Below are 12,897 nucleotides of genomic sequence, written 5' to 3'. Positions count from 1 at the left end.
CGGGATGTGTGCATAGAAATGCAACAAAATCTCCAGGAAATGGGTATTCAAACTTCTGTTATCACTTTTACCGGCCGGGTAGGCAATTTGATTGCCTATAAGCGGGGCGATAAGCACTGCCTGCGCTCCATGCCCGAAACCGTAAGGCAAACGGCTAACACCCGCCGCGCCGCCAAATGGTTTGGTGCTGCCAGCCGCAAGGGAGCCTTTATCCGGAACGCAGTTGCCCCGGATATCGATATCTTTTGCGATAGTCAGGTCGTAAACCGGCTGAACCGTACCATCGTAACTGCGGGCAGGAATAACCATGCCGCCCTGCAGGGCTTCCGGTTCAACGGGCATGCCGGTATCGAAAAGTTCTTCGGCCAGCTGCCAGTTTTCACCAAGGATGGCCAGCTGCACATTGCTGCGCAGAAACTGCTGTGCCATGGCAATGCTGTGCGGATGGAAATAAAACTCCTCGCCACCCGGATCGATTTTACCACCCGTACCGTTACGGGCACGGATGCTGACCTATTGCACATCGACCTGGAGGAACCATTCCCCGGAGCGGATCTTACGGTAGACGTTCCCGGTAAAGGAACTTTACTCGTAATCCTGCAGGTAAGAATCTTCCTGAAAGACGGGATATCCTACGATCGGAAGTATAACGCTGCTGATATCATTGCAGTAATTGGCGACCAGCCACAGGAAAAGCCCCATCAGAAATCACGCCCCCGTAAAAAGCTACTCATACTTCCGCCGGAGCCCGTCCGCAACACCGCTCCCGGAAAAGAAGCAAAGGACCACATTCCGAGGGAATAACCTGCAGACATTCATGGAGATTTTGTTATAAATAGTTCAATTTCAATTAATACAGCTCCCAAATTTACCCGGCAGGCCATTCCTCCGCCAGCCATTGCCATGGGCTGCAGGCGCCCTTTCTTCTTCTCACAGGCCTGTGACAAAGTACATCTTACCTACAGCACACTACCGCATCCCCTCCGCATCAAGTCCACCTATAGTGCACAGTTTCTGTTATGTTTCCGGTATGTTCCCTGCTATTTCCCTGCATGTTCCCTGCATGTAGACAGTATGTTGGTGCTATCTAATCTACCTGTTGGCCGCCTTTATGTTCCCGTTCAGTTCCCTTTCCACACCCTGTTTGGGCCTTGATACCGCCCAACTACTGCATGCTGGCCCCATGTTGGAAGCCTTGTTACAGCCTCTACCGGGCCTGTTTTCCCTTATTACGCCCGGTCCAGACTTCTGTTAGACTTCTTCTACACTGCGTCACACGGCCTTATGGGGTATGTAATTATAATGGGGAATTCCAGTTGCGAGAATTTGAATGGGATTTACCAGGAGGGGGCTTTTATTTGCTAATACGGGAAGACTAAAATATTCAGGTAACCCGCGCAATTGACACTTCATGATTCATGAATCGTGAAGTGCACTGCAGTTTTAAATCATTTTATAATTAACCATGTAGATATAAAGGCTCCATGGGTACCATTCTTCCGGGTTTAGAAAATTCCCTTCACCTACTCCGTCCTCAAACTCTTCACCGGATTCGCATTCGCCGTCCTGAATGTCTGCACGAATATCAGCGTGGCAGTTACCGCTGCCAGCAGCAGGAATGCTACCGCAAAAGGTGCAGGGGTAATGGCAATCCGGTACACATAATCATTCAGCCAGTAGTTCATGATGAAATAAGCCGTAGGGATGGCGATAACCATGGCTATCACAATCACTTTCAGGAACTCTTTCACAAAAAGGGCAATGATGCTGTTGACGGATGCGCCCAGTACTTTGCGCACTCCTATCTCTTTGGTGCGCTTCTGAATACTGAAAGATACCAGGCCCGTTACGCCCAGTAATACTATTACGAGGGCGAGTGCAGTGGCGGCATAGGCGGCGTATTGCAGGCGGAGTTCCGCGTCATACATGCGGGCCAGCATCTCATCTGTGAAACGGTATTCGAATGGCGCACCGGGCATCAACTGCGCCCATTTGGAACGGATGGCGGATAGCCGGGTGGCGATGCTTTCACCTCCCCTGAGCTTCAGGGATATGTAGCGGTAAATGGTAGTAGCGGACGGATGTACCATCACAATAGGCTGTACCGCCTGTTGCATGGAGGAGAAATGGAAATCCTTCACCACACCGGTTATCTTCAGCACGGCATCGAATCCTGCTACGCGGAGTTGCTGCCCGATTGCGTCGCTGGTGGTGTTCCAGCCGAGGAGGCGTGCGAGCGTTTCATTGATGACTACAGCATTGGGAGCCACAACTTTCCCGGGCTCACTAAAGAACCTGCCGGCAGTTATTTGAAGGCCATAGGTTTGTCCAAAGTATTCATCGGTATATAACTGGTAAGATGAAATGGCGGAGGTGGAATCGGAAGCGGCATTGTATACCACGATGCTGCCGGAGTTATTACCATCCGGGATCTCGAACGATACTGTGGCTGATTGCACTTCGGGCATGGCAGCCAGCTGTCCGCGGATGTTCTGCATGCGGTTGTAGCCTTCGGGCGTCCAGTCGCGGGGAACGGGAAGGGATACGAGGTGTGATTTGTCGTACCCGAGGTTGTTGCTGAAGAACAGCTGCACCTGGCGGGTGATGATAAATGCCGCTACGAGCACTACGGCTGCGGTGATGTACTGAAATCCTACCAGCGATTTACGCAATCCGGTTTTTTCCTGCGCGGCGTTCAGCTTGCCTTTCAGCGAATCGGTTACCCTGAAGGAAGAAAGTACGAATGCCGGGTAAAGCCCCGCAGCAAGACCAGTAAGCACTACCAGTGCTACAGGGAAAGCTGCGAAGTACAAAGGGAAGTCAGTGAATCCGGGAAGCTCCTGGCCGAGGAGTTGTCCTGCCGGGGCTTTCAGGACAAAGTATAGTCCGGTGGCGAGTACGGCTGATGCCAGTACCAGCAGCCACGATTCCAGCAGGAACTGGAAGATGAGCTGCTTCTTCCGTCCGCCCAAAGCCTTTCTCACCCCGATCTCTTTCATGCGCGATGAAGCCCTGCTCACAGAAAGGTTCACGAAGTTAACGATGGCCATGAGCAAGATGAACAGGGCAATACCGGATAAGGTATACAGCATCCGCTTTACGAGACCGTTATTATTGCTGAGATAATATTCTGTAAGGGGAACTGCTTCCATACGCAGATTGGCCTGTACGCTGCTGTTGGTATGCCTCTTTAGCAGGGATGCCAGCGGCGCTTCCAGATCAGCGGCCGTTACGCCTTCGCGCAGCTCAATCATCCCTACAATATATGGACTGGTCCAGTTATTCAGTTCCCGGCCAAAGAAAGGGGTGGAAGCCGCGGAAAGGAAGATGCCGTTCTTGTTCGCCTCATTGATTTGCGTAATGGTATTTTTAGCCGGATCTGCTATCACGGCATCTATCGTAAAAAGCTGTTTGCTGCCGCCGAAGTTGGCGACCTCTATCGTTTTACCTGCCACATCGGTTTTGCCGAAGAACTTTTTCGCCATGCTTGCAGTAAGCACAGCGGAAGAAGCGGTATGCAACGCACGGGAAGCATCTCCCGAAATCACCCGGAAGCCATACATCTTTATCAAAGTACTGTCTCCTATCTGCAGGCCTTCCCGGTATGCATTTTCGCCAACGTTCACCTGTCCCGTAATGCCATCCCAGCGGTAGTAGTCCGCCACCAGCGTGGGGTATTCTTCTTTCAGTGCTACCGGCAGGTTGCCGTAGGTCGACAACTCAAAGCCCATGTTGGGATCTTTCCATTTACTCAGCAGGATATGCTGGCGTGAAGGGTTCCTTAGTTGTTGGTTCACCTGCAGCTCGTTCCACACATAAGCCATTACGAGCATGGCGAAAGCGATGCCTGTGGCCAGTCCTGTTACATTGAGGATGGAATGGAAGCGGTGCTTCAGCAGGTTGCGCCTGGCTATTTTGATGTAGTTGACGAGCATGAGATGTGGTTATTCTGAACGTAAACTATTTACCGGATTGGCGCGCAGGCCTTTAAACGCCTGCATCCCTACCGTGAGCAGCGTGAGTACGATCAGCGATGCGCCTGCTCCTGCGAAGATATACCAGTGTATTGGTGTGCGGTATGAAAAATCCTGCAGCCAGGTGGTAGTGGCCCACCATGCCAGTGGCAGACCGATACAGATCGCCGCGAGTGAAAGCCGTACAAAGCCGCCCGACAGCAACAGCAAAATACTGCCTGCCGAAGCACCCAGCACTTTGCGGATACCGATCTCTTTAAACCGCTGGCGCACGGTGTAGGCAGACAGGCCGAATAAGCCCAGGCAGGCAAGTGCCACGGCTACGATGGCGAATACGTTCATACTGTGGCCCAGCCTTATTTCCGAGTCGTATAAGTGATTGTAATCCTGATCCATGAAGGTGTATTCAAACGGGCGGTGCGGTGCTACTTTATGCCATACGCTTTCGAGATGGGCCAGACTGCGCTGCATATCCTTTCCGTCGAGCTTCACAATCAGCCTGCGGGTATATTCCGCGGGGAACATAACAAATGGCTGAATGCTGTGCCGGAGCGATTCATAATGGAAGTCGGCTACCACACCTTTTACAACACCGGGGCGGGTTGCATCGAGCCAGAGGCGTTTGCCGATAGCTTGTTCGGGCGTCCAGCCCAGCTGGCGCACTGCGGATTCATTGAGGATGAACTGGAACCGGCGGTTACCAGGCGTCGTGTCTTCTGCGTTTTTCACGTCCTGCGCAGTGAGGTTTTCTCCGGCAATGAGGTGCATGCCGGCTACTTTGATATAATCTTCATCTACCGGGTTGGCAGTTACGTTCATCTGCTGGTCTTCCGGCATCTCGGCGGAGCGCATATTGTAACCTCCGCCTCCTTCAACGGGCGTGCGTGCACAGCGGGATACAGCCAATATACCCGGACCTGCCGTAAACGACTGCTTGATGCTTTGCATCATGGGCAGCATTTTGGAATCCTGCGGCAATACCACCACATGATCCCGGTCGAAGCCCAGTTTCTTGGCCTGAATGTATGACAGCTGTTGCTTGATCATGAGCGTACAGGCGATGAGGAAAACCGATATGGCGAACTGGAAGGTGATGAGTGATTTACGTACCCACTGTCCTGAATCTGTACGCTGGAAGGCACCTTTGAGTACTTTAACGGGCTGATAGCCGGTGAGCACCAGTGCAGGGTAGCTGCCCGCAGCCACGCTTACCAGCAGCGCCACGGCAATGGATGCGGCTATGAACAGGGGAGAAAGGAGGGTAGAAGCAGAGAGTGCTTTGCCTGTAAGCCCGTTAAAGGCAGGGAGCAGCATGGCGGCCAGCAGCAGGCTTATCAGCATGGCGAAAAAGCACAGCATGGCCGACTCATTCATGAACTGCCAGAAAAGCTGGCGGGGCCCTGCACCCAGTACTTTCCGTACACCTACTTCGCGCGCCCTTTCCATACTGCGTGCGGTACTGAGGTTGATATAGGTGAAGCAGGCAATGAGCAGGATAAGCAGCGCCACAGCACCCAGTACATACACGGCCATAATACTGCCGTTGGCCTCAAATCCTTCAAACTCGGAATAGAGGTGTACCGAGCGCATTGGCTCGAGGTAAAAGTTGATGGTGGCGCCGGAGCCTTTCGACTCGTTTGCCATGAAAGCAGGCAGCTTAGCCTGCATGGAGGCTATAGACGATTCGTCTTTCAGTAACAGGTATGTAAAGTAGTTGGCGTTCCAGTAGGTAGACTCCGATTGGGGAGAGATGCCCAGCGAAGAGAAGGAGGCCACAAAATCATACCGGATCTGGGAATTGGCAGGACAATCGGCTGTTACGCCGGTTACTTCGTAGGGCCTGGCGTTGGTGCCCACGAGGATGGTTTGCCCTACCGGGTTTTCCTTACCGAAATAGCGCCGGGCGGTGGAGGCAGTAAGCACCACTTTGTCAGGACCGTTCAGTGCGGTTTGCGGATTGCCCTGCAGGAGGGGAAAGGAGAATACGCGGAAGAAGGTGGAATCGGCATAGGCGAACCGCTGTTCGTTCAGGACATGCTCGTCCTTACGAACCACACGGGGAGCGCTGGTCATTCTCACACCGGCCTCCACTTCCGGGAAGTTCCGCTGGAAGTGTGGCGCTACGCGAACGCTGGTGTATGTCCCTTTGTTGGTACCCCCTTCGGAGTTTCCGAACTTATACTCCATCAATACCCTTACAATCCGGTTCCCTTTTTCCTGAAAATCATCGTACCGCAACTCGTGATGCAGATACAGCGCAATGAGCATACAGCAGGTAAAACCGATGGATAGTCCGGCCAGGTTAATGACCGCAATGCTTTTGTGACGGAGCAGGTTCCTCCAGGCCGTCCGGAAGTAGTTGATGAGCATGCCCTGCGGACGCAAGCGGTATGCCAATCAGAGAGAGGCAATGTGGGCGGGCGTTTCGGCAGAAAGCACCCGCCCTTAGTGTCCGGTTCCGGACATTGGGCGTACACCGGCGGACAGTTCGTCAGGGATGCGGCAGCCCTATACCCCATTTCTCCGCGAAAAACCGGGCTATCACCATCTTGTCATTGGTGAAATGAAGTCCGCGGGCGTAGGTGAATTGTCCGCTCAGGGGCCAGGGATCGTCTTCCGGACTAAACACCAGCGCGGGGCACGACTGATGCTGGCTGCCCAGCACGGCTTCCAGCGCGGGCCTCGGACGGGGGAAATCCACATAGATCACTTCCATATGGCTTCTCAGCGAAGGGTAGTAGTGAAGGATGCCCTCGACCCAGGCGCATTCGGGACAGTAATAAGTCTGATGGGCAGGGGCCAGTTTCTCGTCCCGGAAATCGGGCTTCAGCAGGAATAGTTGAATCATAATCTCATATGTCGGTAGATTGAAAAATAGCTGGCGGGATGGGCTCACGCCAACAGTTCAAAGCCGGAGTGAAAATCGAAGCGGCTCAAATGGCAGAATCAGTCGCTTAACACGGGATTGCCGGTTTAGGATTGCGTTATTTCCGCCAATGGCGTAACTTGGGGTGATTTTTTATCTCTACAGGAACCAAATCTGACAGGAATGGAGGCTATTGGACGCGCATTAGAAGCAATTCTACCGGCGGATCGTATCAAAACGAGGCTGATCGACATTTTATCTTACGCCGCTGACGCGGGTTTTTACCATCTGGAACCCAAAGCCGTTGTACAACCGGTCAATGAAGATGAAGTGAAGGCACTCTTCCGCTTTTCGCAGCAGCACCGCATCCCCCTCACTTTCCGCGCGGCAGGTACCAGTCTTTCCGGTCAATCCGTTACCGACGGCATCCTCGCCGATCTCAGCCGCCACTGGCAAATCATGAAGATCGAAAACGATGGCGCCACCGTTCGCGTTCAGCCCGGTATCACCGGTGGCATCGTAAACGCACGCCTCCGCCAGCATGGTAAAAAGATCGGTCCGGACCCCGCCAGCATCAACTCCGCCATGATGGGCGGCATCCTGTCTAACAACGCCAGCGGCATGTGCTGCGGCGTCAGCAAAAACTCCTACCACACGGTCCAATACATCCGGTTCATTTTACCGAACGGGATGACTTTCACCACCGAAGAACCGGCGCAATACCAACGCTTCCGCGAACAGTGCGGCGACTTATACAATACCCTCATTACACTGCGCGACCGGGTCCGTAATGATCAGCAGATGCTCGAACGCATCCGCGCCAAATACCGTACTAAAAACACAGTCGGATACTCCGTAAACGCACTGGTGGATTTCGATGAACCACTGGACATCCTTGCGCATCTGCTCATCGGTGCAGAAGGAACTCTCGGATTCATATCCGAAGCCGTGATGCGCACTGTGCCGGATTACCCTGAAAAATCAACCGGACTACTCTATTTCCCCGACATCCATACCGCCTGCTCCGCCATCGTTCCCCTCACGGAATCAGGTGCGGAAGCGGTGGAACTGATGGACAGGGCATCCCTCCGCTCGGTAGAACACCTGCCGGGCATCCCCGAACTGGTGAAAACACTGCCGGAAGCCGCTGCTGCCTTGCTGGTGGAATACCAGGGCAATACGCAGGAAGAACTGAAAGTGAAGAAAGATAAGTTCCTCGGATTATCCGGTGCCATCTCCCTCATTGTACCGCCTTCTTTCACGGAAAACCCCGTGGAGCAGGCCTACCTCTGGAAGATCCGTAAAGGCATGTTCCCTTCAGTAGGCGCCGTGCGCCAGAGCGGTACCACCGTAATACTGGAAGATATCGCCGTGCCGGTAGCCCGCCTTGGTGATGCCATCCTCGATCTGCAGGTACTGTTCACGAAATACGGTTACGAAAACGCAATCATATTCGGGCATGCGAAAGACGGGAATATCCACTTCGTAGTTACCCAGGCTTTCGATACACCGGCAGAGATTCAACGGTACGACGGATTTATCCGTGAAGTAGTGCAGCTCATAGCCGGTAAATACGATGGTGCGCTGAAAGCAGAACACGGCACTGGACGAAACATGGCACCCTTCGTGGAAACCGAATGGGGCCCCGGCATCTATGAAGTGATGAAAACACTCAAAACTGCCATCGATCCCGATAACCTGCTCAACCCCGGCGTACTCATCAATGCCGATGCGGAAGCACATATCAGGAACCTGAAAGAGCTGCCGCGTGTGGAAGAGGAAGTGGATAAATGCATGGAATGCGGTTTCTGTGAATACAAATGTCCCAGCCGTAACATCACCCTCACACCCCGCCGCCGCATCGTAGTGCGCCGGGCTTTGGTGAAGCTGAAGAACCAGCACCGTAAACAGGATTATCAGCAACTGCTGAAAGAATATCAGTACGATGGACTGGATACCTGCGCGGTAGACGGATTGTGCGCCGTTGCCTGTCCGGTAGACATCAATACCGGTATGCTCGTAAAGCGCCTGCGCCGGGAGAATCACAGTCCCTTCGCCAACAAGGTAGCCCTGCAGGTAGCAAAGAATTTCAACTTCGTATCCAAAGCTGTATGGGTGGGCCTGAAGGCCGGTGCTGCCGTGAACTCGGTGTTCGGCAAACATGCCATGACGGAGCTTACCAAAGGCATCCGGAAAGTAGTGCCCGCCATGCCTTTATGGAGCACGCATCTGCACCCTACCACCTGGAACCCTTCACCCGCCGCAACCATCGCGGAAGGCAGCGGGCCGCGTGCGGTATATTTCCCTTCCTGCATCAACCGCATCATGGGCAGTTCCGAAACAGGTAAAAAGAACATCACCGATACCTTCGCTTCCGTGTCCCGGAAAGCGGGCATTTCTCTCATACAACCCAATGATATCGGCGGTAACTGCTGCGGACAGATCTACTCTTCCAAAGGCTTTGCCCCGGCATATACCCACACCGTAAACGCTACGGTAGAAAAGCTCTGGAAATGGACACAGGGCGGTAAATTCCCGGTGGTTCTGGATATCACTTCCTGCACACATACGCTGCGCGACTGCCGCCCGGCGCTCACCGAACAAAACAAATCGCGCTTTGATGCCATGCGCATCCTCGACAGTATCGAGTACCTGGCAGAAGAAGTGCTGCCGCGTGTGGAAGTGAAACGCCGCAAGGCCAGCATTGCCCTGCATCCCGTTTGCTCATTGCAGAAGATGGGGATCGAGAATAAATTCACGCAGGTGGCGAAGCAGCTGGCAGATAACGTGATGATACCGGTGAACGCAGGTTGCTGTGGTATGGCGGGCGACAGAGGATTCCTCTTCCCCGAACTCACTGCATCCGCCACAAAGCCCGAAGCAGATGATGTGAAAGGCGGCTGTCATGATGGGTATTATTCCAGCGCCAAAACCTGCGAAATGGCCCTGTCAGAAGCTGTGGGTAAAAGCTATGAGTCTATCGTTTACCTGCTCGACGAGTGTGTTGATTAAGTTTTTCCTTTTCTATTTTGATGATGCCTTTGCGGTAAAAGTCAAGGGCTTCGTTCAGCATTTCATGTAGTACATCCGCCGGCAGGTCTGCCCCGGGGTCAAAGGTCATTATCTTCATACGTGCCCGGTCGCCCTGTTCGAGGCCGGGGTAGTTCAGTCTTTTCCCTTCCACCATTCCAATATATGGCAACTGCGATTTCGAATCTACACGGATGAAGCAGAACATTTTCCCTTTGTAGCAATACATGGGCATGGCGTATTTCCATTCGGCGGTAACGTCGGGATCCTGCTGCAGGATGATGGATTGCAGGGCCAGGAGGCAACTCTTATTGGGTTCGGTGAGTTGCTGGAAATAAGCGTCTACTTGTTTCATGGGGCATTCTTATCCGGGTAAATTACATAAATCCGGGGAATACGGAACTGCTGGCGGTATGAACTTTTCCCGGAAAGGAACTGTTGTATAGAAAAACGTGACACATGGTAATTTCTATGCGAACCCTGCTGCTGGCGGGTATGCTGGCAGTAGCTTCCCCGGCGGCAGACAGTAATGCCTGTACCCGCGTGGTATACAAAGGCCAGAACGGTACATTGCTCACAGCCCGGTCTATGGACTGGAAAGAGGATATCATGACCAACCTCTGGATCTTCCCCCGGGGCATGCAGCGCAGCGGGGAAACAGGGCCTAACTCCATCAAATGGACCGCCAGATATGGCAGCATCATCGCTTCCGGATACGATATTTCCACTACAGACGGTATGAATGAAAAAGGCTTGGTGGCCAACCTGCTGTTCCTCGCGGAATCGGAGTATCCGCCGTTTACTGCAGATAAAAAAGGATTGACGATTGCCGCCTGGTGCCAGTATGTATTGGATAATTTCGCCACCGTAAAAGAAGCGGTGGATGCACTGCGGAAAGAAGAGTTCGTGATCGTAACGGATAAGATTCCCGGTATGGACCGGCTGGCGAACCTGCACCTGTCCATCTCCGACCCTTCGGGCGATAACGCCATTTTCCAGTATGTGGGTGGCAAGCTGAACATCCATCACAGTCCGGAGTACAACGTTATGACCAATTCGCCCATTTACGAAAAGCAGCTGGCGCTGAATGAATACTGGAAAGAGATTGGCGGTACCACCATGCTGCCGGGCACCAACCGTGCGGCCGACCGTTTCGTGCGGGCATCTTTCTACGCCGGTGCCATTCCTAAAACAGACAATACCCGCCTGGCAGTAGCCAGCGTGTTCAGCGTGATCCGCAACTGCTCGGTGCCGTTGGGTATTTCCACCCCCGACCAGCCGAATATCTCCTCCACCCGCTGGCGTTCGGTGGCTGATCAGAAAAACCTCGTATACTATTTTGAAACTGCCCGTACGCCGAATACGTTCTGGATAGATCTGAAGAAGGTGGACTTTTCCCCCAAAGCCACCGTGAAGAAGCTGCCGCTTACGAAAGATGAAACGTATGCAGGCGATGCCGGCAAGCAGTTTGTAAAAGCGGCTCCGTTTAAATTCCTGGGGATTTAAAATGCTCAGAGCCTTTCTTCCAGTGATACCGTTACGGTATCTCCGGCAGATTTATTCAGCAGGCTGCGCAGTTCCGCTTTAACAGGTAGTTTGTGGGTACCGTTGCCCAATGCCATAAAGGAGCTTTGGAAAACGTGCCCGTCTATCTTTCCCCGGACCTTTACGAGGCCACGGGTGCCGAAGAAGGCAACGGATTCCGGCCAGATGAGGTAGGTCCAGCCGCCTTTGTTTTCGCTCTTCACCAGTTTGGCGGTAAAGCGTGCTTTAATGGTCCCTTTGGGAGGTGCAGTGGTGGTATTCATGAAGAAGGATTTAATCATCATTTAATACCTGAAATTAACCTGTTTCCGCAAAGTAAACGCAGGCATAACGCGACAATCCCACAGGGGAAACGCGCCAATGCCTGCGTCTTTTGTTGTTACTCCAGCCGGGCTTTCACACCCCAGCCCCCGAAGTTCTCGGAAATGGCCATCCAGACCTCGTTGGGGCCTTTCTTCAGATCCAGCCACACCGCATCGAAATAACCAATGGTACCGAGGAAGCGGTAATCGCGCGACTGAAAGTTGTCTTCTCCCGCATATAGCAGTTTTCCGTTACAATACAGTCTAACCCGGTCCGAGAATCCGAAAGAGAACTTCCGGATCTCGTCGCGGGCCGAGGTGATAGTAGTTTTTACGAACACGGTATTGCTGTCTTTCGAAACAGCGCTCAGTATAGAAAGGTCTGCCGTTCCGGCTTCATCAGCTGCCAGTGTAACCCAGGAAAGAGGAGAATGGAGGGCGGAGGAGAGGGTGGTTACACCGGCGAGCAATTTTTCGCTGAACGGAGCCGACACTTCCCATTGGGTAATGGTTCCTGCAGGCAGCGGAGGGAAAGGTTTGGACTTACTTTTAATAACGGGCGCCGCTTCCGGCGTTATGATCACATTGCTGTACCAGACATCTTCAGGCCAGGGGTTGGCAAGGGAGATCATGCCCGCGGCAGGCGTTCTTTTTAACCGCGATATAAAGAGTATCGGCTCAGGCTGATCATCAAAATACACTTCCGCCTCCCGCTCATTCACCACGATCTTCACATGCAGCCAGCGGTCGAACGGCAGGGGCGCGGCATTGGTATATCCCGGGCCATGGTACAGCTGCCAGCCGCCAAGCCCGTTATACACCGGGGTATATTGCATGGCATCGGGGTTGCCGCTCTGGTGGGGGCGCAGGTAAAACTCTTCAAACTGTCCCGCGCCCTGCATACGGAACTGTATAGCGGGGAAGTAACGCGCCTTTTTCACAGAGATGTCGAAGCTGATAACCCCGTTCTTAAAATCAGCATCCGCCAGTAACGCGAAGCCTCCCTGCAGGCGGAGGGCTTCCTGTCCGAAACGGGTTTCCCGCACCGCGGTTTTTGCATCAAATTTCCAGCGGGGAGAATCGAAGGGTACGGGCGTAGTGCCAAAAGCATGGTAAGCGGTCAGACAAAGAAAAATGAACAGGGTGCGGTGCATGGAATTGAAATTTGTAATTTGTGGGA

9 protein-coding genes are annotated in these 12,897 nt (G+C 53.2%); 3 read left to right on the top strand and 6 right to left on the bottom strand.

Annotation, left to right across the window (positions count from 1 at the left end; all coding sequences use genetic code 11):
• Window positions 1-39: 39 nt before the first annotated feature.
• Window positions 40-804: a hypothetical protein gene (locus tag DEV76_RS23875; protein WP_157963078.1), complete on the top strand. Its 765-nt coding sequence runs from the start codon at window positions 40-42 to the stop codon at window positions 802-804.
• 719 nt (window positions 805-1,523) lie between these two features.
• Here DEV76_RS23875 and DEV76_RS23870 read toward each other — a convergent pair.
• The 3 genes from DEV76_RS23870 to DEV76_RS23860 form a co-directional block, all read right to left on the bottom strand.
• On the bottom strand, window positions 1,524-3,935 hold the full coding sequence (locus DEV76_RS23870) for an ABC transporter permease (protein WP_109700463.1): 2,412 nt from the start codon (window positions 3,933-3,935) through the stop codon (window positions 1,524-1,526).
• Between the two features lie 9 nt (window positions 3,936-3,944).
• A complete protein-coding gene (locus DEV76_RS23865) occupies window positions 3,945-6,371 on the bottom strand; it encodes an ABC transporter permease (protein ID WP_109700462.1) in 2,427 nt (808 codons plus the stop codon).
• Between the two features lie 94 nt (window positions 6,372-6,465).
• Window positions 6,466-6,822, bottom strand: coding sequence for a DUF3088 family protein (locus DEV76_RS23860; protein WP_109700461.1), 357 nt, complete (start codon window positions 6,820-6,822; stop codon window positions 6,466-6,468).
• Window positions 6,823-7,023: 201 nt separating this feature from the next.
• Between DEV76_RS23860 and DEV76_RS23855 the strand changes: the two genes are divergently transcribed.
• Window positions 7,024-9,852: an FAD-binding and (Fe-S)-binding domain-containing protein gene (locus tag DEV76_RS23855; RefSeq protein WP_109700460.1), complete on the top strand. Its 2,829-nt coding sequence runs from the start codon at window positions 7,024-7,026 to the stop codon at window positions 9,850-9,852.
• On the opposite strand, the gene DEV76_RS23850 is transcribed toward DEV76_RS23855, so the two are convergent.
• Window positions 9,818-10,225, bottom strand: a complete 408-nt coding sequence (locus DEV76_RS23850) for a DUF1801 domain-containing protein (RefSeq protein ID WP_109700459.1) — start codon at window positions 10,223-10,225, stop codon at window positions 9,818-9,820. The genes DEV76_RS23855 and DEV76_RS23850 overlap by 35 nt on opposite strands.
• A gap of 104 nt (window positions 10,226-10,329) precedes the next feature.
• Between DEV76_RS23850 and DEV76_RS23845 the strand changes: the two genes are divergently transcribed.
• Window positions 10,330-11,376: a linear amide C-N hydrolase gene (locus tag DEV76_RS23845; RefSeq protein WP_198652200.1), complete on the top strand. Its 1,047-nt coding sequence runs from the start codon at window positions 10,330-10,332 to the stop codon at window positions 11,374-11,376.
• A 5-nt stretch (window positions 11,377-11,381) separates the two neighbouring features.
• On the opposite strand, the gene DEV76_RS23840 is transcribed toward DEV76_RS23845, so the two are convergent.
• The gene (locus DEV76_RS23840; protein WP_109700498.1) at window positions 11,382-11,678 is read right to left on the bottom strand and encodes a DUF1905 domain-containing protein; all 297 of its coding nucleotides are present in this window, start codon (window positions 11,676-11,678) and stop codon (window positions 11,382-11,384) included.
• 116 nt (window positions 11,679-11,794) lie between these two features.
• The gene (locus DEV76_RS23835) at window positions 11,795-12,871 is read right to left on the bottom strand and encodes a hypothetical protein (RefSeq protein ID WP_109700458.1); all 1,077 of its coding nucleotides are present in this window, start codon (window positions 12,869-12,871) and stop codon (window positions 11,795-11,797) included.
• Window positions 12,872-12,897 lie beyond the last annotated feature (26 nt).

Source organism: Chitinophaga deserti (genome assembly GCF_003149455.1).
GTDB classification, from domain to species: Bacteria; Bacteroidota; Bacteroidia; order Chitinophagales; family Chitinophagaceae; genus Chitinophaga; species Chitinophaga deserti.
This window is presented reverse-complemented; position numbering and strand designations above follow the sequence as displayed.